Annotated in this window: 13 protein-coding genes; 9 read left to right on the top strand and 4 right to left on the bottom strand. The window is 72.7% G+C overall.

Annotated elements, in window-relative coordinates; genetic code table 11:
- Positions 1-9: 9 nt before the first annotated feature.
- Entirely contained in the window at positions 10-336 is a 327-nt protein-coding gene (locus KJK29_RS27355; RefSeq protein ID WP_215121833.1) for a nuclear transport factor 2 family protein, read from the bottom strand.
- Positions 337-493: 157 nt separating this feature from the next.
- On the opposite strand from KJK29_RS27355, the gene KJK29_RS27350 reads away from it, so the two are divergent.
- The 4 genes from KJK29_RS27350 (at position 494) to KJK29_RS27335 (ending at position 13,482) form a co-directional block, all read left to right on the top strand.
- Positions 494-1,051 (top strand): DoxX family membrane protein, encoded by a 558-nt coding sequence (locus KJK29_RS27350; RefSeq protein ID WP_215121832.1) that lies wholly within the window; start codon positions 494-496, stop codon positions 1,049-1,051.
- A 49-nt stretch (positions 1,052-1,100) separates the two neighbouring features.
- On the top strand, positions 1,101-1,451 hold the full coding sequence (locus tag KJK29_RS27345) for a MazG-like family protein (protein ID WP_215121831.1): 351 nt from the start codon (positions 1,101-1,103) through the stop codon (positions 1,449-1,451).
- A gap of 138 nt (positions 1,452-1,589) precedes the next feature.
- Positions 1,590-2,954, top strand: a complete 1,365-nt coding sequence (locus KJK29_RS27340) for an MFS transporter (protein ID WP_251057958.1) — start codon at positions 1,590-1,592, stop codon at positions 2,952-2,954.
- Entirely contained in the window at positions 2,914-13,482 is a 10,569-nt protein-coding gene (locus KJK29_RS27335) for a non-ribosomal peptide synthetase/type I polyketide synthase (RefSeq protein WP_215121829.1), read from the top strand. Before KJK29_RS27340 ends, KJK29_RS27335 begins: the two co-directional genes overlap by 41 nt.
- Before the next feature lie 11 nt (positions 13,483-13,493).
- On the opposite strand, the gene KJK29_RS27330 is transcribed toward KJK29_RS27335, so the two are convergent.
- On the bottom strand, positions 13,494-15,116 hold the full coding sequence (locus KJK29_RS27330) for an MFS transporter (protein ID WP_215121828.1): 1,623 nt from the start codon (positions 15,114-15,116) through the stop codon (positions 13,494-13,496).
- A 149-nt stretch (positions 15,117-15,265) separates the two neighbouring features.
- Here KJK29_RS27330 and KJK29_RS27325 point away from each other — a divergent pair, with 149 nt between their 5' ends.
- Positions 15,266-15,874, top strand: coding sequence for a TetR/AcrR family transcriptional regulator (locus KJK29_RS27325; protein ID WP_215121827.1), 609 nt, complete (start codon positions 15,266-15,268; stop codon positions 15,872-15,874).
- A gap of 9 nt (positions 15,875-15,883) precedes the next feature.
- Here KJK29_RS27325 and KJK29_RS27320 read toward each other — a convergent pair whose 3' ends face one another.
- On the bottom strand, positions 15,884-16,531 hold the full coding sequence (locus KJK29_RS27320; RefSeq protein ID WP_215121826.1) for a TetR/AcrR family transcriptional regulator: 648 nt from the start codon (positions 16,529-16,531) through the stop codon (positions 15,884-15,886).
- 17 nt (positions 16,532-16,548) lie between these two features.
- A complete protein-coding gene (locus tag KJK29_RS27315; RefSeq protein WP_215121825.1) occupies positions 16,549-17,184 on the bottom strand; it encodes a TetR/AcrR family transcriptional regulator in 636 nt (211 codons plus the stop codon).
- A 136-nt stretch (positions 17,185-17,320) separates the two neighbouring features.
- Between KJK29_RS27315 and KJK29_RS27310 the strand changes: the two genes are divergently transcribed.
- Genes KJK29_RS27310 through KJK29_RS27295 form a run of 4 tightly spaced genes read left to right on the top strand, consistent with a single transcriptional unit; the run spans position 17,321 to position 23,053 of the window.
- The gene (locus KJK29_RS27310) at positions 17,321-18,439 is read left to right on the top strand and encodes a VOC family protein (RefSeq protein WP_370869163.1); all 1,119 of its coding nucleotides are present in this window, start codon (positions 17,321-17,323) and stop codon (positions 18,437-18,439) included.
- Between the two features lie 28 nt (positions 18,440-18,467).
- Positions 18,468-19,406 carry a fumarylacetoacetate hydrolase family protein gene (locus KJK29_RS27305; RefSeq protein ID WP_215121823.1) on the top strand — a complete coding sequence of 313 codons (939 nt, stop codon included), beginning with the start codon at positions 18,468-18,470 and terminating at the stop codon, positions 19,404-19,406.
- A 51-nt stretch (positions 19,407-19,457) separates the two neighbouring features.
- Positions 19,458-21,065, top strand: a complete 1,608-nt coding sequence (mhpA, locus tag KJK29_RS27300) for a bifunctional 3-(3-hydroxy-phenyl)propionate/3-hydroxycinnamic acid hydroxylase MhpA (RefSeq protein WP_215121822.1) — start codon at positions 19,458-19,460, stop codon at positions 21,063-21,065.
- Positions 21,062-23,053, top strand: a complete 1,992-nt coding sequence (locus KJK29_RS27295) for an acetoacetate--CoA ligase (RefSeq protein ID WP_215121821.1) — start codon at positions 21,062-21,064, stop codon at positions 23,051-23,053. The genes mhpA and KJK29_RS27295 overlap by 4 nt, the downstream gene beginning before the upstream one ends.
- Positions 23,054-23,256 lie beyond the last annotated feature (203 nt).

Raw genomic sequence — 23,256 nt, 5'->3', positions numbered from 1 at the left:
TACGGTCTTTCAGGCCTGCCCGGTCTCGAAGCGGGAGATCCTGCCGTCCTCGTCGACCGTGAAACTCCACCGGGTGCGCATCTCGCCCCAGGTGTCGTTGTTGTAGTGGGCGACGAGGGAACGGCCGTCGTTGGACTCGCTGTCGACCCGCATATGGCCGTGGGAGAAGAAGATCTCCCGGTCCACCCAGTCGGCGAGGTCGCGGTCGGAGCCGTCGTCCGCCATGGTCGCGCCCGGCGCGAGGAGCTCCATGAAGCTCTCGCGGTCGTGGTTGTTCACGGCGGTCACGAAGGCGCGGACGGCCGGGTCACTGAGGCGCGTGGTCTGAATCGTCATGCCAGTCAGCCTCGTACCGGTCGGCGGCCCCCGCCACCCGTGCCACCCGAACGGCGTCCCGGGCGGCTCCGCCGGGTGTCGCGGCAGGCCAGGGGTGCGACGGTGGGAGCGTGACGAGGAGTACTCATCCGCTGTGCCGTCCGCTCCGGGAGACGACGTGAGCCGTTACGACCGACGTGATCTGGGCCTGCTGCTGCTCCGGCTGGGGACGGGCGGTGTGCTGGCCGCCCACGGCACGCAGAAGCTGTTCGGCTGGTTCGGCGGGGGCGGCATCGAGGGCACCGGGCAGTTCATGGAGGCCGTCGGCTACGTCCCGGGCAAGGTGAGCGCGACGGCGGCCGGTCTCGCGGAGACCGGCGGCGGCACCCTGCTGGCCCTGGGCCTGGCCACTCCGGCGGCCGGTGCGGCGGCGGCCGGTGCGATGGCGGGGGCGGCCGCGGTGCACACCCCGAACGGGTTCTTCAACCAGGGCGGCGGCTACGAGTACGCGGCGGCGCTGGGCCTGACGGCCGCCGGCCTGGCCGTCACCGGCCCGGGTCGGCTCTCCGTGGACCATCTGCTCGGGCACGCGGTGAACCGCGGCTGGATGATCCCGGCGGCGTTCGCGGCGACGGCGGCCGGGACGGTGCTGGTCGTGGGGGCGCGGACCAGGCGGCTGCGGAAGGCGAAGGAAGGCGAGCAGGACCCGCTGTTCGACGAGGAGTACCTGGAGTAGGGCGACGGCTGGGGGGCGTTGTCAGACCCTCGTGGCAGGCTGCCGGCCCATGAACGATCAGACATCGCCCGCCCCGGCCTCGCCCGAGCTGTGGGGCACCATCGACACCCTGTGGGAGTGGCTCGAGACCCACCGCCCCGTCGAGGGCCGCGAGGGCTTGCTCCTGCGCATCCTGAAGCTGTCCGAGGAGGTCGGGGAGGTCGCCGAGGCGGTGATCGGCGCGACCGGCCAGAACCCACGCAAGGGCGTCACCCACGGCTGGGACGACGTCCAGTCGGAGCTGTGCGACGTGGTGATCACGGCCCTGATGGCCCTGCGGACCCTGACGCCGGACGCGCGCGAGGTGTTCGCCCGAAATCTGGAGCGGGTGCGGGAGCGGTCGTCGGCCTCGCCGGGCTGATCATCCGATACGCGCCGATGCCGATCGCCCGATACTCCACAACACCCCGCCCCCGCCGCTTCGTCGGGCTACGCTGCGAGTGAATATGCCGAGCGGCCGAATCCTGGCCCTTGCGGGTTGAGGAGTTTGGTGACGGGGGTGGACTTAAGGTTCCGGTCCCTGGTGGTCGCGCACGCCGTGTCGGCCTACGGGACCTACCTGAATCTGATCGCGCTCAGCCTGTTCTCGTACGAGGTCACCGGCAGCGCCCTGGGCGTGGGCGCGGTGATGGCGGTGCGGCTGCTGTCCGGTGTCACGGCAGGTCTCACCGCCGGGGCCCTGACCGCGAGGCTCACCCGCCGGACCGTCATGGTGGCGACGGACCTCGCCCAGACCCTCGCCATGGTGGTGCTCGCGCTCTGGGCGACGCGCACGCCGCTGTGGGTGCTGCTCGCGGCGGTGGTCGTGCTGGGCGCGGGGAACACGTTCTTCAACGTCGCCCTGCGCAGCGCGGTTCCGGTCATGGTCGGGCAGGACGACCGCGCCCGCGCGAACGGCGTGCTGGTCACGGCCCGTTCCATCGCCACGGTGCTGGGCTTCGCGTCGGCCGCGCCGGTCATCGCCCTCGGCGGTTTCGGCGTCGCCTTCGGGGTCAACGCGGCGAGCTTCGCGGTGTCCGCGGGTGCGGTGCTGCTGCTCCGGCCGCGTACGGACACGGGCGGCGACGGGGGGTCGGTGAGCGACCCGGGCGGTACGGAGGACAGCGGGAGCGTCACGGAGGACGGCGGGGACGGGTTCTCGTCACGGCGTGGTGGGTGGCTGCGGGGGCGCATCGTGGGGCTCGCGGGCCCGTTGCTCGCCCTGATCGCGCTGCGGGGGCTCGACGCGCTGGCGTCCGCGTCGCACAACGTGGCCCTGCCGCTGGCGGCGCACGCGGCCGAGCCGTCCGAGCCGGCCGTGTTCATGGCCCGGTTCTGGGCGGCGTGGGCGGTGGGCACCCTGATCGCCCACCAGGTCCTCAAACGCCGCTCGCACGGGACGTCCTGGGGCGAGCGCGCGTTCGCCGTCGGCACCTGCGCGATGTCGCTGTGCTTCGTGGCCGCGTTCACCGGACCGCCCGCCCCGGCCCTGATCGCGGCGGCCGTGGCGGCCGGGTTCGCGGACGGCTGGACCGAGATCGTCTACACCTCACGCCTCCAGGCGGCCCCCGACCGGCAGCGCGCCCGGCTGTTCGGACTGTCCGCCACCGCCGAGCAGTCCGGGTTCGCCCTGGGCACGATCGCCGCCGCGGCCGCGCTGGAGGCGCTGCCCGCGCTCGCCGTCGTGGGCGTCTTCCACGGGGCCGCGGCGTGCGGCGCGCTGGTGCTGCTGCTCACCGTCCGGCGGCGCGACGCGCGTAGAGACCGGGACCACTCAGACCGATCGTCCACCAGCGGAGAACCGGACCGTTCGTCCACCAGCGGGGAAAAGGGAGAGAACACGCATGGAACGTCTACGGGGGCACGCCCTCTGCCAGGGCCCTGAGCCCGAGCGCACCGAGGCCGATCCGGTCGACGCCGTGCGGGCGCTGCTGAGCGCCGCCCGGTCCGCCTCCGGCGGAGCCGTCGTCACCGTCGCCGCCGACGGCACGACCGCCTCGCGGTCGTATCCCGAACTGCTGGACGCGGCCCGCCGTATGCTCGCCGGCCTGCGGGCCCACGGGCTGCGGCGCGGCGACGCGGTGGTGCTGTGCGGGCTGCCGCTCGCCGAGTTCTTCCCCGCCTTCTGGGCCTGTGTGCTCGGCGGCGCCCTGCCGGTGGCCATCGCCGAGCATCCCGCGCCGGGCTCCCCGGCCTTCGAACGCCTGCGGCAGACCTGCGCGTTACTCGGCCGGCCCCTGGTCCTGACCGACGCGCCCGGCGCCGCCGCGCTCGCCCACGCCTCGCCCGCGCCGCGTGTCGCCCTCGCCGGGGACTGCCTGAACGCGCAGGCCGGGGACGCCGACGACGACCACCTCACGCCGGACCCGTCCGACACCGCCCTGCTGATGCTGTCCTCGGGCAGCACCGGCGTACCGAAGGCGGCGCGGCTGACGCACGCCGGGCTGGCCGACTTCGCGGCGAGCAGCCGGCGGATCCTGGACGTCCGCCCGGACGACACCATGGTGAACTGGCTGCCGGTCGACCACAGCGGCGCCTTCCTGCTGTACCACCTGCTCGCGGTCTTCACCGGCTGCACCAACGTCCACGCGCCCACCGAGCATGTGCTCGCCGACCCGCTGCGCTGGCTGGACCTCGTCCACGAACACCGGGCGCGGCACAGCTGGGCGCCCACCTTCGCCTACCGGCTGGTCACGGACGCGCTCGCCGAGCGGCCCGAGGGCCACTGGGACCTGGGCGGCCTCAAGTCCCTGCTGTGCGGGGGCGAGCGGGTCGCGCTGCCGGTGCTGCGCCGCTTCCTCGACGCGACGGCCCCGTACGGGGTGCGCGAGGAGCACATCGTCCCGGCCTGGGGCATGGCCGAGACGGTCACGGCCGTCACCTACGGCCGCCTCGACCGGCCCGGGACCGTGCACCGTCTGCTCAAGAGCAGCCTGGGCGGGGACCTGGTCCCGGCCGGTGCGGACGCCCCGGACGCCGACTGCGTCACCTTCGTCGCCTCCGGCTCGCCCGCGCACGGCGTCACCCTGCGCGTCGTCGACGACCACGGCGACCTCGCCCCGCCGGGCCGGATCGGGCGGCTCCAGGTCCACTCCCCCGCACGGCTCACCCCCGGCTACGTCGACAACCCCGAGGCGGACGCCGCCGCCTACCCCGCCGGGCGGGACTGGCTGGACACGGGCGATCTGGCCTTCCTCGACAGCGGCCAGGTCGTCATCACGGGCCGCCGCAAGGACCTGATCATCCTCAACGGCCACAACGTGTACTGCCACGAGGTGGAGGAGACCGCCACCACCGTCGAGGGCGTCCGGCAGGGCGAGATCGCCGCCTGCGGCATCCCGCATCCGGAGCGGGGCACCGAGGAACTCGCGGTGTTCTTCGTCAGCCGCGGCGCCCCCGAGGACACCCGGATCGCCAAGGAGCTGAAGGCGGCGCTGTTCACCCGCCTCAGGCTCACCGCCGCGTACGTCCAGCCCGTGCCGCCCGATGAGTTCCCGCGCACACCGGCGGGCAAGGTGCGCCGCGCGGAGCTCCAGAGCAGGTTGATCGACGGCGGCTTCGGCACCACGGCACCGGACGCGGACACCGTGACCCGGGCTGTCCGCGAGGAACTGTCCGCCGTACTGGGCCGCCCGGCCGACGCGGACGTGCCGTTCTACGAACTCGGCCTGACCTCCGTACTCCTGGTGCGCCTGCGGAACCGGCTGGCGGAACGTCTCGGCATACCCATCGCGCAGACCGCGTTCTTCGAGCATCCGACGGTCACGGCGCTCGCCGCGCATCTCGCGAGCGGGCCGGTGGCGGAGGCGGCCGGGCCCGAGGCGGTCACCGACGAGGTCACATCCCCCGAGCGACGTATCGCCGTCATCGGACTGGCGCTGCGCTTCCCCGGAGCGCACTCGGCGGAGGGGTTCTGGGCCAACCTGCGGGACGGCGTGGACAGCGTCCGGGTGTTCGACGCGCCGCAGCCCTCGGCATCCGGGCACGTGCCCGTCGCCGGAGTCCTCGACGGTGTCGAGGAGTTCGACACGGACTTCTTCGGGCTGAGCCCCAAGGAGGCCGGACTCACGCATCCGGCGCACCGGCTGTTCCTGGAGTGCTGCCACCAGGCGCTGGAGGACGGCGGCCACGCGGCGACCGCGCCGGGCGTCAGGGTGGGGGTGTTCGCCGGTTCGGGCATGAACCTCTACGACCACCAGCAGCCGTCCGTCACCGGCTCTCAGTACGACCCGGCCGACCCGGCCGCCGGAATGCAGACCGCCATCGGCCAGGAGCCCGACTTCCTCGCCACCCGGGTCGCCTACCGGCTCGGTCTCACCGGCCCGGCGATCGGTGTGCAGACGGCCTGTTCCACCTCGCTGGTCGCGGTGCACCTGGCGGTCCAGGCGCTGCTGACCGGCGAGACGGACCTGGCGCTGGCGGGCGCGGCGGCCGTGCATCTGCCCCAGGAGTCCGGCTATCGCAGCCACCCCGGGTCGATCCTGTCCCCCACGGGACGGTGCCGTGCCTTCGACGCGGAGGCCGACGGCACGGTCGGGGGCAACGGTGTGGCCGCCGTCCTGCTCAAGCGCCTCGACCGGGCCCTGGCCGACGGCGACACCGTGCACGCGGTGATCCTGGGCTCCGCGGTCAACAACGACGGAGCCGCCAAGGTCGGCTTCAGCGCGCCCGGAGTCGAGGGGCAGGCCGACGTCGTACGGCAGGCCCTGCGCAGGGCCGACGTACCGGCGGAGACGATCTCGTACGTGGAGGCGCACGGCACGGGAACGCGGCTCGGCGACCCGGTCGAACTCACGGCGCTGGCGCGGGTTCTGGGCGAGGACGCGGGGAACTCGGGCCGCTCCGGCGATGGTTGTGTCGTCGGCTCGGTGAAGCCGAACATCGGGCACCTCGACAGCTGCGCCGGAATGGCCGGGCTCATCAAGACGGTCCTGATGCTGCGCCACCGCACCCTGGTGCCGACACCGCACCTGAACCGGCCCAACCCGGAACTCCCGCTGTCCGACGGCACGTTGACGCTGGCCACGGAGCTACGGCCCTGGGCGGTGCCGGACGGTGTGCCCCGCCGGGCCGGGGTCAGCGCGCTCGGCGTCGGTGGCACCAACGCCCATGTGGTGCTGGAGGAGGCCCCGCCCGTCCGCCCCCGGCCGGCTCTCGAACTCCCCGTCCTGGTGCCCGTGTCGGCGCGTGACTCCGAGTCCCTCGCCGCACTCACGGCAGGGCTCCGCGACCGGCTGCTGGCCCTGCCCGACCTCCCGGCCGCCGACGTGGCCGCCACCCTCGCCCTCGGCAGACCGCACCGCACGGCACGCACCGCCGTGGTCGGCCGCACGGCCGGTGAACTCGCCCGCGCGCTGGAGGAAGACGTCCGCTTCGAGGCCGCGCCTCCGGGCCCGGTCGCCTTCGCCTTCCCGGGCCAGGGCAGCGCCCGCCACGGCATGGCGAGCGGCCTGTACGCCGCGTACCCGGCCGCGCGGGCCACGCTCGACCGGTGCGAGAAGCTCTACGCCGGGGAGTTCGGCGGCAGCCTGCTGGAACCACTCCTGACCGCCCCCGGTCACGCCGGTCCCTCTACGCAAGACGACATCTGGCCCACCGAGACCGCGCAGGCCGCCCTCTTCACACATCAGGCGGCGCTGGCGGACGCCTGGCGGGCCGCCGGAATACACCCCGGGCTCCTGCTCGGCCACAGCGTCGGCGAGTACGCCGCCCTGTACGCGGCCGGTGCCCTGAGCCTGGAGGACGGGCTGCGGCTCACCGCCTGGCGCGGGCGCCTCATGCAGGCCCTTTGCCCGGCCGGGGGCATGCTCGCCGTCCGGGCCGACCTGGCCACCGCACGACGCGTCGCGGACGCCGCCGGTGCGGAACTCGCCGCGGTCAACGGCCCGCACGCCCAGGTGCTCTCGGGCTCGCCGGGGGCCCTGAAGGAGGCGGCACGGCTGTTCGATCTGGACGGCCTGCGCTGGCGTGCGCTGCCGGTCGACCGAGCGTTCCACTCCTCGGACGTCGACAGCGCGCTGGACGAGTTCCGGACCCGGGCGCGCGAGGTGACGTACCGGCCGCTGCACACCCCGTTGGTGACCACGGCCGACGGCGAGTGGCGCCCGGTCGGCTGGACGGTCGACGCCGACTACCTCTGCCGTCAGGCCCGGCAGCCGGTCCGCTTCGACCTCGCCATGGAGACCGCCGTCGGACAGGGCTTCCGGGACTTCGTGGAGACCGGCGCCGGGCGGACCCTCACCGGGCTCGGCCGGCACTGCGTCACCGACAGCCGCTGGCTGAGCGGGCAGGGCGAAGGGGACGAGGCCGCCGAGCAGGCCCACGGATTCCTGACGGCCCTCGGCTCGCTGTACCGCAGGGGTGCCGACCTGGACTGGCGGGCGCTCCTCGACGACAACGGCGGCCGGGTGCCGCTCCCCGGGCATCCGCTGCGGCGGAGCAGGGTGCCGTACCGAACCGGGACGCCGGTGGCGGCACCCGAGCGACCGGAACCGCGCACGGATGAAGTCCTGGACTCGATAAGGCAGTTGACGGCGGACAAACTGGGCCGCCCGACCGCCGACGTCACCCCCGACAGCTCCTTCTTCGAACTCGGCGCCGACTCGCTCTCCCTGATGAGCATGACGACCGAGCTGGAGCAGCGGTACGGCGTCCGGGTCCCGGTCCGCGAGGTGTTCGACTCGGCCGACACACCACGCCGACTGGCCGAACGGGTCGCGGGACTGCGGGGCGACGAAGCGCAGGTGGCCGCGCCGGTGATCGCGCCGGTGGTGCGGGAGGAGCCCGTGGCCGAGGACCCACCGGCGGCGCCCGCCGCTCCCCAGGAGGCGCCCTCGGACCTCCACGCCCTGTTCGGCCAGCAGCTACGGCTGGCGGAGCAACTGGTCGACCAGGTGGGTGGGATGATCTCCCGCCAGCTGGACGTACTCGCGGCAACGCCCGGCACCATCACGGCACCGACCACTCCGGAACCGGTACCGACCCCTCTCGCCCCCGAGCCCGCCGCATCCTCTTCCGGAGCCGTCGACTTCAGCCTCTACTTCTTCGGCGACTACCCCCAGCACTCCGACGACGACAAATACGGCCTGATCATGGCCGCCGCCGACTTCGCCGACCAGCACGGCTTCCACGCCCTGTGGTTCCCCGAACGGCACTTCAACTCCTTCGGCGCGCTCTTCCCCAACCCCTCCGTGCTGGCCGCGGCCCTCGCCGCGAGGACCAGCCGGGTCCGGCTGCACGCCGGTTCCGTGGTGCTGCCGCTGCACCATCCGGCCCGGGTCGCCGAGGAGTGGTCGGTCGTCGACAACATCTCCGGCGGCCGGACGGGCCTGTGCTTCGCGAGCGGCTGGCACGCCACCGACTTCGCACTCGCCCCACAGCACTTCGGCCGGCACCGCGAGGTGATGTACGAGCAGCTGGCGGCCGTACGGGACCTGTGGTCGGGGCAGGCGCTGAAGACCACGGCGGGCGACGGCACCCCGGTGGAGGTCCGCCTGCATCCGCGTCCCGTACAGGAACGGCCGCCGATGTACGTGGCCGTCGTAGGGAACCCGGACAGCTACCGCCGGGCGGCCGCCGAGGACCTCGGCGTGGTCACCAATCTGATGACGCAGACGGTGGAGCAACTGGCCGAGAACATCGCGCTGTACCGGCGCTGTCGTGCCGAGCACGGTCTGGACCCGGCGGCGGGGCGGGTCGTGGTGCTCGTGCACACGTACCTGGAGGACGACGCGGAGCGGGCGCGGGCCGAGGCGTACCGGCCGTTCCTTTCGTATCTGCGGTCGTCCCTCTCCCTCTTCGACCAGGTCACCAACAGTCTCGGCTTCCAGGTGGACCTGGAGAACACCCCGGAGGAGGACGTGGAGTTCCTCCTCGGGCGCGCCTACGAGCGCTACTGCGAGTCCCGCGCGCTGATCGGCGACGAGCACACGGCGGCGGAGACCGTAGGGCGGCTGCTGGCCGCCGGAGCGGACGAGATCGCCTGCTTCGTGGACTTCGGCGTACCGAGGGAGAAGGTGCTGGCGGCGCTGCCGGTACTGGACCGCCTGCGCCGGACGACCCCCGCGGTTGAGGCGCGGCCCCTGCCCGAGCCCCGCCGTACGCCGCCCCGCGCCCCCCTCACCCCGGCCCAGCGCCGCATCTGGTTCCTGGAGCAACTGCACCCGGGCACCGCCATGTACCACGAGCCCAAGGCGATCCGGCTCGACGGCCCCCTGGACGTACCGGCGTTGCGCTGGGCGCTGGACCGTGTCGCGGACCGGCACCCGGCGCTGCGCACGGTCTTCGGTGACACGGCCGGTGTCCCGTACCAGGAGATACGCGACCGTATGCCGCTGGACTGCCCGGTGGAGGACCACACGGGATCGACGGAAGAGGCGGCTCTACGGGCGACGCTCGCGGCGGATCACGGACTCGACCTCGTCTCGGGCCCGCTCGTGACGGCCCGCCTGCTCCGGCTGTCCCCGGAGCACCATCTGCTGTTCCTCATGGCGCACCACATCGTCTTCGACTCCTCCTCCACGGCCGTCCTGGCCCGCGATCTGGCCGCGTACTACCGCGCACGGCGGGGCGGAGGTTCCGCACCGGGGCCGCTGTCCGAGCCGCCGACGGCCGTCGAGCCGGACCCCGCGTCCCTCGACTTCTGGCGGCAGCGGCTCGGCGGCGCACCGGAGCTGACGCTCCCCACCGATCGCCCCCGCCCGCCGGTCAGATCGGGAGCGGGCGCGAGCCTCACGCACGCCCTCGACGCCGAACTGACCGGCGGGCTGCGGGCGTTCGCGGCCCGCCACCGCGCCACGCTCTTCATGACGCTGACCGGCGCGATCGGCGCGGTCCTGGGCCGGTTCAGCGGGCAGCGGGACGTGGTGATCGGTACCGCGGTCGCCGCGCGTCCCGCCGGTGCCGAGGACCAGGTGGGCCTGTTCCTCGACACCGTGCCGCTGCGCCTGGACCTCACCGGGGACCCGGACTTCCCGGCCCTGCTGCGCCGGGTCCGCGAGAGCAGCACCTCGGCGTACGAGCACAGCGGCGTCCCGTTCGACGATCTGGTGGGCGCGCTCAACCCGCGTCGCGACCCGGGGCGCAATCCGCTGTTCCAGGTGATGGTGGAGTACGAGAACGAGGGCGAGGCCCTCTTCGACCCGCCGAATGTGACGGCCACCCTGCTCGATGTGCCGAGCGCCCGCGCCCCGTTCGACCTCAGCGTCTATCTCACCCATCACGCGGGCGGCGTCCGGTTCATGGTCGAGTACGACACGGCCCTGTTCGACGAGGCCACGGTGCGCCGTTTCGTGGACTACGTCGAGCAGGTGCTGCGCCGCGCCCTGGCCACGCCCGAGGCGCCCCTGCCCGAACTGACCGCCCTCACCGCCGCCGACCGCGCGTCCCTGGCCCGCTGGGAGCACCCGGCGGGCGTGGACGACGGGGCCTCCCCCGGCACCCTGCACGGCCTGTTCGAGCGTCAGGCCCGCCGTACCCCGGACGCCACAGCGCTGATCAGCGGGGACGATCGGCTCTCCTACGCGGATCTGGACGCGGCGGCCGACCGCCTCGCCCGGCAGCTCCGGGCCCGGGGAGCAGTACGCGGGGAGCGGGTGGCGGTGCGCCTGCCGCGCGGCCCGCACCTGATCACGGCCCTGCTCGGGGTGCTCAAGAGCGGGGCGGCCTACCTCCCGCTGGACCCGTCCCTGCCCACCGCGCGTCTCGCCCTGCTGCTCTCCGACGCGCCCCCCGTCCTCCTGCTCACCTCCGACGCCGCCCTCACCGCACACCCGGAGCTGGCGACCGGACTGCCCGTCCAGCGGGTGGACCAGGTGGACGACACGCTCCCCACCGGCCCCGTACCGGACAGCGCCCGCCCGGAAGACCCGGCGTACTGCATCCACACCTCGGGCTCGACCGGCCGTCCGAAGGGCGTCGTCGTACCCCACCGGGGCCCGGCGAACCTGGTCCGCGCCCACCTGGACCGCCACCCGGCCCTGCGCACCCTGCAGTGGACGTCACCGGCGTTCGACGTCAGCGTGCAGGAGATTTTCACGACGCTGGCCTCGGGCGCCACGCTGGTCCTCGTCGACGACGCCGTACGGCACGACCCGGCGGCGGTGGCCGAGGCGGTGCGCCGTCATGAGGTGCAGCGGATGTTCATGCCCTGCACCCCGCTGAAGTACCTGATGGAGACCGCCCCCGAACTGCCTGCCCTGCGCGAGCTGTTCTCGGCCGGTGAGGCGCTCCAGCTCACGGCCGGCTTCCGCCGCTTCCTCGCCACGCACCCGCGCTGCGCGCTGTACAACCAGTACGGCCCCACGGAGACCTCGGTCATCGTCACCTCGCACCGCGTCGACCCCGACGGCGAGGAGTGGCCGCCGATCGGCACCCCGGTGCCGGGAGCACGCGTCCTGCTGCTGGACGGCACGGGCCGTCAGGTCCCGGTCGGGGCGGTCGGCGAGATCCATGTGGGCGGGATCCCGGTGTCGTACGGCTACCACGACCGCCCCGCCGAGACCGCCGCCGCCTTCCTCGACGACGGAACGGGCGGGGTGCTGTACCGCACGGGCGACCTGGGCCGTCTGCGGACGGACGGCACCCTGGACTACCTGGGCCGGGCGGACGACCAGGTCAAGATCCGCGGCTACCGGGTCGAACCCGGCGAGATCCAGGCGGCGTTGGCGGCACTCCCGTCCGTCCGGGACGCGGCGGTCCTCACGCGCCGCGACCGCCACGGCGACACGGAACTGGTCGCGTACGTGGTCCCCACCGACCCGACGGCCGGCCTCGACTCCCTGCGCGCCGCGCTCGCCGCCGACCTGCCCGACCACTTGGTCCCCCGCCGCTGGGTGTCCCTGGACCGCCTCCCGGTGAACGCGTCGGGCAAGCTGGACCGCGCCGCCCTGCCCGAGCCGGGCGACGGCTCCGGCGAGGCTCCGGCCGCCGTACCGGCCACGGCCCTGGAGAAGACGCTGCACGACCTGTGGTGCGAGGAGCTGGAGGCTGACCCGGTCCCGGTCACGATGTCGTTCTTCGAACTCGGCGGCCACTCCCTGAGCGCGATCAGGCTGCTGAACCGTATGCGGGACGAGGCCGGTGTCGACCTCACGATGGCCGACTTCTTCCTGGACCCGACGATCCGGGGCATCGCGACCCGCCCCCGTGTCGAGGACACCGCACCGATGCCGTCCACCCTGCGCCGACTGTGGCGCCGCCACCACGCGCTCACCGACCCGAGCGTCTACAACATCGCCCACCGCACGGACCTGCGCGGCGATGTGGACCCCGGCGCGCTGCACCAGGCCCTCACGGATCTGGTGGCCCGCCATCACGCCCTGCGCAGCCGCGCGGTACGCAGGCAGGACGGCCGCTACGAGGTGGAAGTCCTGGCGGAGGTCCCCGTCCCGCTGCCGGTCACCGACCTCACGGGGGCGTCGGCGGACGCGGTGGACCGCTGGTGCGACGAGCAGGTGTCCACGCCCTTCGCGATGGACCGGGCCCCGCTGCACCGCTTCCGCCTGGCGAGGCTCGCCCCGGACCACTGGATCCTGGTGACGGTCTTCCACCACGCGGTCTGCGACGGCTGGTCCCTGGGCATCGTCCGACGCGACCTGGCGGAGCTGTACAACGCGCGACGGGCGGGAAGGACTCCTCAACTACCAAGCGATATAAGGCAGTTCACCGACTTTGCCCGATCGGAACACGCCCTGCCGGACGACCGCAGGACAGCCCTGGAACGCTTCTGGCGCACGGAACTCGACGGCATCCCCCTGCGCCCGTCCCTGCCCTACGACCACCCGCACCCCGGCACGCTGTCCGGCCGGGGCGCCCTGCACACCTGGGTCATCGACGACGACACCCCCGCCCTCCTGGCCGACACGGCGACCCGCCTGGGCACCACCACCTACACGGTCCTGGCGGCCCTGTTCGCCAGGTGGCTGGGCGAGCTGTGCGGCGAGGGGAACGACATCGTCCTGGCGGCGTCGAGCGCGAACCGGGTTCAGCGGGACCGTTCGGAGATCGTCGGCATCCTGGGTGACGCCGTACTGCTGCGGGCCCGGCTCGGTGAGGCGGAGACCTTCGGCGACCTGGTCGCGCAACTCGGCGCCTCCCTCTTCACGGCCCTCGACCACCAGGAACTCCCCCTGACGGATGTGGTGTCCCTGGTGGCACCCGACCTGGAGGGCGCCCTGTTCCCGACGGTCCTGTTCACGGTGATCACCACGGAGCCACCGGCCCTGGACCTCCAGGGCGTGACGACCTCCGTGCACGCCCTCTCCGTCCGGGGCGTGGCCCGCAACGAGCTGTACGTGGTGATCGCGCCCGAAGGCGACCGCATCACGGTCGCCTTCGAGTACTCGACGGATCTGTTCACCAGGGAGACCGTCGAGGGGTGGGCCAGGTCCTTCACCCGGTTCCTGCGGGGGTAGGCCGGGCGGCGTCACCGCTGGGCCGACTCCGCGTACTCCTCGTCCCGGTCCGCCTCCGCCACCGGGTCGTCGTCGCCGGGCTTGACCGTGGCCTTGCGGCCGGGCAGCACGGCGATGACGATCATGGTTCCGGCGGCCATGATGACGGCGCCGACGAGGCTGGTCTGGGCGATGGCGTGGGCGAAGGACTCGTGCACCGCGTCGATGAGCGCCTGGGCCTGCCGGACGCCGCCGTCGGGGGTCTTCGCGACCTGCTGGGCGACCGCGAGGCCGCCGCCCACCGAGTCCTGGGCGGTGTCCATCGCGGCGGCCGGGAGGTGACCGCCGACCAGGTCGGTCAGCTTGTCCTTGTAGGACGTGGCGAGGAGCGAGCCGAGGACGGCGATACCGAGGGCGCCGCCGAGTTCCAGGGCGGTGTCGTTGGCGCCGCCGCCGACACCCAGTTCCGACTCGGGGAAGGAGCCCATGATGGTGTCGGTGGCCGGGGACAGGCTCAGGCCGATCGCGAAGCCGAGCAGCAGCAGGGGCGCCAGGAAGTCGGTGTAGGTGGAGCCCGACTCGATCCGCGTGAGCAGCAGGACGCCCACCGTGCCGAGCGCCATACCGGTCCCGACCACCAGCTTCACGCCCAGCTTCGGGGCCAGCCGGCCGGTGACCGCGGCACCGGCGAAGACGGCTCCGGCCAGCGGCAGCAGCCGTACGCCGGTCTCCAGCGCGCTGAAGCCGAGGACGAACTGCAGGAACTGGGTCGCGTAGTAGATCGAGCCGAAGGTGCCGAAGAAGAAGAACAGCACCGCGAGCATCGACCCGCTGAAGGGGCGCTCCCTGAACTTGCGCACGTCCAGCATGGGGTTGGGGTGGCGCAGCTCCCAGGCGACGAAGGCGAGCAGGCCGACACCGGCGACCACGGCCGCGGTGATCGGGCCGGTGCCCCAGCCGAAGTGCGGGCCCTCGATGGCCGCGTAGACCAGGGAGCCGATGGAGACGATGGAGAGCAGCCCGCCGACGTAGTCGATCGCGCCCATCCGCTCGGCCTTGGACGGCGGCACCAGAAGGAGCGCGCCGACGACGCCGAGGACCGCGATGGGGACGTTGATCAGGAAGGTGGAGCCCCAGGCGTGGCTCTCCAGCAGCCAGCCCGCGGCGAGCGGCCCGGCGGCGATGGCAAGGCCCGAGGTGGCGCTCCAGGCCGTGATGGCCTTGGCCCGCTCCCGCCTCGGGAAGATCGCGACCAGCAGGGACAGGGTGGCCGGCATGACGACGGCGGCACCTATGCCCATGATCGCGCGGGCCGTGATGACCAGGGTGGTCTCGTCGACCATGCCGCCCATCACCGAGCCGCCCGCGAAGATCAGCAGACCGAGGATCAGTGCCCCGCGGCGGCTGTACTTGTCGCCGATCGCGCCCAGGACGAGCATCAGCGCGGCGTACGGGACGGTGTAGCCGTCGACGACCCACTGCAGGTCGCTGCTGGTCAGGCCCAGGTCCTTGGTCATGTCCGGCGCCGCCACGATCAGCGACGTGTTCGCCATGACGACGATCAGCAGGCTCAGGCAGAGCACCAGCAGGGCCCACCAGCGCCGTGGATAGGGGGCTGTCATCTTCTCGGCGGGTGTGTCGGCAAGCAGCGGCATCGAAGGCTCCTCGGGGGCGAAGCGGCGGGCAAAGCAACGGGGCAGTTATTTGCCCAACGATGTGCAGACTAGTTTATTGCCCACCGGTGTGCAAATATCGAGGCGCCCGTCGAGCCGCCCTCCCTCGTCGCCCGGAGGTCAGATCCGCCATGACCCGCCCACGCCGCCCGGCACCCGCCACGAGGGCCCGCATCCTGGAAGCGGCGAGACGGGAACTGGGCCGCGACCCCGACAGCAGCCTCACGGACATCGCGGCGGCAGCCGGGGTGGTGCGCCGCACGGTCTACGGCCACTTCGCGGGCCGGTCCGCGCTGGTGGAAGGCCTTGCCGCCGAGGCCGCGGAGGCGCTGCGCGACGCCCTGGCGACGGCCCCGGATCCCCCTTCCGACGCCGTCACCGCGCTACGGCGCTTCGTCCTGGCGCTCTGGCCCGTCGGCGACCGCTATCGCATCCTGCTGAGACTCGCGCCGCAGGACCTGGGGACGGCACGGGTCGACGAGATCCTCGCCCCCGCACGTGACAGGGCGACGGCGATCATCGAACACGGACAGCGACAGGGCGTCTTCCGCACGGCCATCCCACCGGCCCCGCTCGCCAGAGCACTGGAGAGGCTCCTCCTCGCCCTCCTGGACTGCGTGAACGCCGGCACCTGGAGCGACGACGGGACGCGCAGCGCGAGGGCGGCACTGATCACGGTGGGGGCGGATGCCCCTGTGGACCCCCGGGATGAACTCACAAGCGGGTCAGAGGCCCACTGAACCCCGCAATCAGCTGTCGGAAGCGTCGCCGTCCCGCATCTCCGACGCCACATCCCGCACGATCGACGTCGCGGCCTCGTCCGACACCCCCGCGGCGACCAGCGTGGCCACCGCCGTCCGGGTCCCGTCGTCCTCCCAGGCGCCCGTGTTGACGCTCTCCAGAAGGGAGAGGGTGACGGCCTCCAGCGCCGCGCTCAGCACCGCCGCCGGCAGATGATCGTGGAACACCCCCGCACGTTGCCCGCGCTCCAGGATCGCGGTGGCCTCGTCACGGGCCGGGGCGAGGGTCTCGGACACCCGCTGCGTGCCCAGGTCCTGGCGGGCGAGGGAGAGGAGCAGCCGGTAGCGGTCGCCGACGGGCCAGATCGACAGGACGAACCGGGCCAGGGCCCGCTCCGGCGCCTCCTCGGCGTCGGGCACCCCGGCCGCGATGCCGCGCAGGGTCTCGGACGCCTCCTCGGCGAGCGCCTCCAGCAGGGCCGCGCGCCCCGGGAAATGCCCGAAGAGCGTACGGCGGACCACCCCGGCGGCCCGGGCGATCTCCTCCAGGGTCACATCGGGGTTCCGGCCGAGTTCCTGCCGGGCGGTGGCGAGGATGCGGGCGCGGTTGGAGCGGGAGTTGCGGCGCAGCGGTTCACGGACGACGGGTTTGGTCATGGCGCTGAAAGCCCCTGTCAGTCGAGGTCGGGCAGGGGGCGGCGGGCGACGTCACGGGCGTCCTCGGGCGGCACTCCCAGCATGCGCAGCAGCATCTCGGCCAGGTTGGACGCGGCCTCGTCGCCGTCGAGCTCGGGCCGGGCGAACCGCAGTTCCACCAGCGCCAGCAGGGAGCCGCCCAGGGCGGTCACGGCGACGGTGGGATCGGTGACGGTGAACCGGCCGGAGGCGATCCCGGCCTCCAGATCGCGCACCGCGCGCGGGGCGAGGCCCGATTCCGAGTGGATGTGTCCGAGGCCGCGGTGGCGCAGTACCTGCATCAGCTCGGGCCGGGAGTCGGCCATGCGCGCACTGAGGCGGAAGCCGGTCGCGACGAGTTCCGCCGGGTCGTCGACGCCGTTCAGATGCTCGTCGAAGGTCTGCCCCAGCTCTTCGAGGGCGTCCCGCACCGCCGCGTCGAACAGCTCCGTCTTCGACTCGAAGTGGTTGTAGAAGGAGCCGAAGCCGACGTCCGCGCGCTCCGCGATCAGCTGGATGCTCGCGCTGGTGTCCCCGGTCTCGGCGAGGATCTGCCGCGCCGCGCGGACGAGTGCCTGACGGGTCTCGGCACGGCGCCGTTCGAAGCGGTTGCGGGGCGGGGCTGACGACGGCATGCGCGCGAGTCTAACAACCCCCCGCGGGGCGCCACAGTTCTGACGAAATCCTCAGTTTCAGCGCGGGCGACTATTGACGATCGAAGAGTCAAAGCTGATGATTTCCTCAATTCAGCGATGTCGCATGGAGGACGTCATGTCCAAGACGGCCCATCAGGACCTCCACAGCGAGCGGGGCGCCCTGCGTGGCGAGCACGTTGGCCGCTCCCGGAACCCGGTGATCAAGGTGGCCGACCTGGCCTGGCTGGAGTTCGAGAAGCCGGACCTGGACCGAGCCGAGGTCTTCGCCCGGGACTTCGGCTTCGCCATCGCCGCCCGCACCGAGCGGGAACTGTGGCTGCGCGGCACCTTCGCGGGCTCACCGTGCATGGTGATCCGGCGCGGCCGTACGTCCCGCTTCATCGGCCCGGCCTTCCGCGCGGCGGAGCGGCCCGACCTGGACCGGCTGGCCCGGGCCACGGGCACGGCCGTACGGGACGCCGATGTGCCGGGCGGCGGAAAGGCGGTCGCCCTGCTCGACCCCTCGGGCTTCCCCGTACGCGTGGTGGTGTGCGGCGAGGACCTGTCGGCCCTGCCCGAACAACGGCCGCTCCCCCTCAACACCGGCACCGGGCACCCCCGTACGAACGCCACGCAACGCCCCCCACGCGAACCGTCCCGGATCCAGCGACTGGGCCATGTCGTCCTGGAGACCCGCGTGTTCACCCGGGCCCTGGACTGGTACCTGGACACGCTCGGCATGATCGTGTCCGACTTCCTCTTCCTCGACGGGCAGCGCGAGCGCGGCCCGACCATGGCGTTCATCCGCTGCGACCAGGGCGGCCTCGCCGTGGACCACCACACGCTGGCGATGCATCTGGGGCCGGGCACGGGCTACGTCCACTCCGCCTACCAGGTGACCGACCTGGACTCGATCGCCGCCGGCGGCGAGTACCTGTCCGAGCGCGGCTACCGGCGCAGCTGGGGCATCGGCCGGCACATCCAGGGCAGCCAGCTCTTCGACTACTGGCGCGATCCCGACCGTCTCATGCTGGAGCACTACGCCGACGGCGACCTGTTCTCCTGCGACATCGAGCCGGGCTGGGCGCCCATGTCGACGAGCGGCCTGGCCCAGTGGGGCCCACCGGCCACCCGCGACTTCCTCGGCGCGAGCCCCTCCCCGCAACGGGTCCGCGACGTCGTCCAGGCCCTGCGGGGCGACAACGAACTGGACCCGGCACGGCTGCTGGGCCTGCTGAAGGCCGCGAATTCCTGACCACCGCCCACGAGATGAAGGCACCGACGTGAGTACGAACGTCCTGCGCACCACCGACGGCTGGTGGGTCGCCCTCGGCGACCGCGCCGTCCCTGTCGACACCAAGGCCGTCACCACGGCCGAACTGCTGGCCGACCGGGCCACCGTACGGGAGGCGGCTCTGTCCGGCGAGGCGGGCACACCGGTCGCCGAACTGGCACCCCTCTCCCCGGTCACCACCCCCTGCCGGGTGATCGCCCAGATGGTCAACTACCGCAGCCACGCCAGCGATTCGGGCTTCACCGGCGACATCCCGCCCGCATTCTTCCGCAAGGCGTCCGGCTCGATCAGCGGCCCGCAGGACACCATCGTCCGCCCGCCGCACGTGCGGCTCCTCGACTACGAGATCGAACTGGGCCTGGTCATGGGCGCGCCGCTGAGCGTCGGCACCGTCGTAGAGGAAGGCGATCTGCCGTCGTACGTCGCCGGACTCGTGATCGCCAACGACGTCAGCGCCCGGGACGTACAGCTGACGAAGACCCAGTTCTACGAGAGCAAGTCGTACCCCACCTTCACACCGACAGGCCCCGCCCTCTGCCTCCTGGAACCGGAGGACTTCGCCCATCTCCCCGACCTGCGCCTGCGGTTGTCGGTCAACGGCGAGCCACGCCAGGACCGCACCCTCACCGACATGATCGTCCGTCCGGCCCGGGCACTCACCCTGCTGGCCCGCTTCCAGACCCTCGACCCTGGCGATCTGCTGCTGACCGGCACGCCCGGCGGCACCGCCCTCAAGGCCCCGCCGAAGCCCGTCGAGAAGATCGCCGCGCTGCTGCCGCCCGCCGTGAAGTGGAAGACGTTCTTCAAGACCCAGGCGAAGAACCCCCGCTACCTGCGCCACGGCGACGTGGTGACGGCGACCATCGCCACCCCGGACGGGCGCATGGACCTCGGGGAGCAGCGCACGCCGGTGTCCCACGCGGAATGACCCGCGCGACCGAAACCGAAGACCAGACTCCGACACCCGAATGAGCCGCACATGACCGTCGAGTCCCCCTCGGCCTCCGCACCAGTGGTGATCGTCGGAGCCGGCCCCGTGGGCGTGACCGCCGCCCTCCTCCTGGCCCGGCGCGGCGTGCGTACCGTCGTCCTCGAACGCCACCACGACGTCTACCCCCTGCCGCGCGCCGTCGCCGCCGACGACGAGGTCCGCCGCATCCTCCAGGCCGCCGGGGTCGAGGCGGAGTTCGCCGCGATCGCCCGCCCCGCACGGGGCCTCCGGCTGCTGGACGCCCGACACCGGGTGCTGGCGGAGTTCCCACGCGCCGCGCGGGGCGCCCACGGCTTCCCGCAGACCAGCATGTTCGACCAGCCGGAGCTGGAGCGGGTCCTGCGTGAGGCGCTGGCACGCAGGCCGGAGTGCGAGCTGCGCGGCGGGGTGGAGGTCGTCGGCGTGGAGCAGGCCGAGATGGACGACGACGGTCCGGTGCGCGTGACGTACCGCGACGACACGGGCGAACACGTACTGCGGGCGAACGCCGTCCTGGGCTGCGACGGCGCCAACAGCCTCACCCGCGAGGCCATCGGCGCCGGCTGGGAGGACCTGCGCTTCGAGGAACGCTGGACCGTCGTAGACGTCCGCACGAGCCTCCCGGTCCGCTGCTGGGAAGGCGTGGAACAGATCTGTGATCCACGGCGCCCGGCGACGTTCATGCGCATCGGCGAGGACCGCTACCGCTGGGAGTTCCGCGTCCAGGACGACACGGAACCAACTCGGGAGCGGCTGCGAGAACTGGTCGCCCCATGGGTGGACTTGGCGCACGCCGCCGAATTCGAGGTGCTGCGCCAGGCGCGCTACACCTTCCGGGCACGGATCGCCGACCACTGGCGCCGAGGCCGGGTCTTCCTGCTGGGCGACGCGGCCCACCTGACCCCGCCGTTCATCGGGCAGGGTTTGTGCGCGGGCCTGCGGGACGCGCACAACCTGGCGTGGAAGCTCACCGCCGTCCTCCGGCGGGGAGCGGACGAACGGTTGCTGGACACGTACGAGACCGAACGCAAGCCGCACGCCCGCCACATGATCCGGCTCGCAGTCGCGATGGGCTGGGCGATGACCGGCGGCCAGGACGGCGCCGCGGCCCTCCGCCGCGGCGCCCTGAACGCGGCGGTCCGTATCCCCGGCCTGAGCACGGCGGCCGCCCGCGACCTCACTCCGGCCCTGACCACGGGCCCGCTGGTCTGCCGCCGCCCTCTCGGGGCGGGCCGCCGTCTGGTGGGGCACGTCTGCCCGCAACCGTGGGTGACGGCGGCCGGGCCCCCGGAACACCGCACCCGCCTGGACACCCTGCTGGGCGACTCCTTCGCGGTCCTGATGACGGGGCCACCGTCCCCCTCTCTCCAAGCGCTGGCCAACGCCCTCGGCGCCAGGACGATCCTCGTGACCGACCTCGGCGACGACGGCCGACTCGCGGCATGGCTGCGCACGGGACGAGCGGACGCCGCACTCCTGCGCCCGGACCGGGTCGTGATGGACGTGATCCCGCACGGGGACGTCGAGTTCACGGCAGCCACGACCTGGGCGCCCCTGCTGCACACCACCACCCACACCCCACCACTGCTCGAAGCGCGCCGAGGAGCACCGAGATGAAGTACCCGGACTCTTTCTTCACTCCCGATCCGGAGGCCGCGGCAACCAGCCGCATCGCGGACTTCACCCGCTGGGCGGCGGCCCGGCACCGGGACGTGGCGGCCGACGCCGACTACAGCGCCCTGCACCACTGGTCGGTCACCGACCTGGAAGGCTTCTGGGGCGCGGTGTGGGAGTACTTCGCCATCGAGTCGGACACCCCGTACGAGCAGGTGCTGGCCGAGGAGACCATGCCGGGCGCCCGCTGGTTCCCCGGAGCCACCCTCAACTACGCCCACCACGCCCTGCGCAACCTCCCCGACGACGACGTGGCGATCATCGCCCTCGACGAGACCGGCTCCGGATACGAGGTGACAGGGAACCGCCTGCGCGCCCAAGTCGCCTCGCTCGCCGCGACCCTGCGCGACCTGGGAGTGGGACGGGGCGACCGGGCGGTCGGCTACCTGCCCAACACCCCACACACGATCGTCGCGTTCCTGGCCACCGCGAGCCTGGGCGCGGTCTGGTCGGTGTGCGGCCAGGACTACGCGCCCCGAGCCGCCTCCGACCGGTTCGCCCAGCTCGAACCCACGGTCCTGATCGCAGCCGACGGCTACCTCTTCAACGGCACGACGCACGACCGCCGCGACGCCACGCGCGAACTGGCGCAAGCCCTCCCGACGTCGAAGGCCACGCTCCTGGTCGACCACGTAGGCCTCCCCTGGCCCGGCACCACCCACCCCTCCCTGACGATCCCCTGGGAGGACGCCACCACCCGCACCGAGGAACTGGTCTGCACCCCGGTCCCGTTCGACCACCCTTTGTGGGTCGTCTTCTCCTCCGGCACCACCGGCCTCCCCAAGGGCATCGTCCATGGCCACGGCGGCGTCCTGCTCGAACACCTCAAGACCCTGACCCTGCACTCGGACCTGGGCCCGGGCGACCGCCTCCTCTGGTACACGACCACCCACTGGATGATGTGGAACCTGGTCGCCTCGACCCTGCTGACCGGCGCCACGACCTGCACGTACGACGGCAGCCCGGCGCCGCTCTCCCGCCCGGACATCCTCTGGGACCTGGCCGCCCGCCACCGGGTAACCGTCTTCGGCACCAGCCCCCAATACCTGCTGGGCATGGCCAAATTCGGCATCGACCCGTCACCCCACGACCTCTCCTCCGTCCGCGTGATCGGCTGCACCGGCTCCACCCTCCCGGCCTCCGCCTACCCCTGGGTCCGCGACCACGTCGGCGCCGATGTCCTGCTCGCCTCCATCAGCGGCGGCACGGACGTGGTCTCCGCCTTCGCCGGCAGCGCGCCGACCACCCCCGTATGGGCAGGCGAGCTGTCGGCACCCCACCTGGGCGTAGCGCTGTCCGCCTACGACGAGGCAGGCCTCCCAGTCACCGCCCAGGTAGGCGAACTGGTCATCACCCGCCCCCTGCCCTCCATGCCCCTCCATTTCTGGAACGACCCCGACGGCACCCGCTACCACGACGCCTACTTCTCCTCCTACCCCGGCGTCTGGCGCCACGGCGACTGGATCACCCTCACCCCGCACGGCTCGGTCATCGTCCACGGCCGCTCCGACAGCACCCTCAACCGCAACGGCGTCCGCCTGGGCAGCGCCGACATCCACGACGCGGTGGAACGCCTCCCGGAGATCGCCGAGGCCCTGGTCATCGGAGCGGAGGAGCCCGACGGCGGCTACTGGATGCCGCTGTTCGTGGTGCCGGCGACCGGGGTCCCCCTGGACGAAGACCTCCGCGAAGGGATCAGAACGGCGATCCGCACCGGCGCCTCCCCGCGCCACGTCCCCGACGAAATCCTCCAGGTCCCGGCCATCCCCCACACCCGCACCGGCAAGAAACTGGAGATCCCCGTCAAACGCCTCCTCCAGGGCGCGCCTGCGGAGCAGGTCGTCAATCCTGCAACAGTGGATACCCCGGAGCTCATCGAGTACTACGCGCGGCTGGGGGCGGAACACCGTGAGCAGAGGGGCGGGACATGAGAACGACGGCGTCCTGAAGCAAGGCATACGACGCGGGCTGTACGGCCTGTCGAAGACGCTCTGCCCTGCGCGGTCGGCGACGACGCGGACCGGACCGGAGAGTATGTCGGCCAACCGCCGGGAGGTTCCCGACAGTCGAACCACCAGCTCTTTCCCGCGACGCGACATCTCCCACAGGTCACGTCGGCGGAGCGGCCATGAAT

This window comes from Streptomyces koelreuteriae, from assembly GCF_018604545.1.
GTDB classification, from domain to species: Bacteria; Actinomycetota; Actinomycetes; order Streptomycetales; family Streptomycetaceae; genus Streptomyces; species Streptomyces koelreuteriae.
This window is presented reverse-complemented; position numbering and strand designations above follow the sequence as displayed.

What these genes read in the sequence shown, in the direction of transcription:
- KJK29_RS27355 (WP_215121833.1), bottom strand. Translation starts at nt 336, where the DNA reads ATGACGATTCAGACCACGCGCCTCAGTGACCCGGCCGTCCGCGCCTTC.
- KJK29_RS27345 (WP_215121831.1), top strand. Translation starts at nt 1,101, where the DNA reads ATGAACGATCAGACATCGCCCGCCCCGGCCTCGCCCGAGCTGTGGGGC.
- KJK29_RS27335 (WP_215121829.1), top strand. Translation starts at nt 2,914, where the DNA reads ATGGAACGTCTACGGGGGCACGCCCTCTGCCAGGGCCCTGAGCCCGAG.
- KJK29_RS27330 (WP_215121828.1), bottom strand. Translation starts at nt 15,116, where the DNA reads ATGCCGCTGCTTGCCGACACACCCGCCGAGAAGATGACAGCCCCCTAT.
- KJK29_RS27325 (WP_215121827.1), top strand. Translation starts at nt 15,266, where the DNA reads ATGACCCGCCCACGCCGCCCGGCACCCGCCACGAGGGCCCGCATCCTG.
- KJK29_RS27320 (WP_215121826.1), bottom strand. Translation starts at nt 16,531, where the DNA reads ATGACCAAACCCGTCGTCCGTGAACCGCTGCGCCGCAACTCCCGCTCC.
- KJK29_RS27315 (WP_215121825.1), bottom strand. Translation starts at nt 17,184, where the DNA reads ATGCCGTCGTCAGCCCCGCCCCGCAACCGCTTCGAACGGCGCCGTGCC.
- KJK29_RS27310 (WP_370869163.1), top strand. Translation starts at nt 17,321, where the DNA reads ATGTCCAAGACGGCCCATCAGGACCTCCACAGCGAGCGGGGCGCCCTG.
- mhpA (WP_215121822.1), top strand. Translation starts at nt 19,458, where the DNA reads ATGACCGTCGAGTCCCCCTCGGCCTCCGCACCAGTGGTGATCGTCGGA.
- KJK29_RS27295 (WP_215121821.1), top strand. Translation starts at nt 21,062, where the DNA reads ATGAAGTACCCGGACTCTTTCTTCACTCCCGATCCGGAGGCCGCGGCA.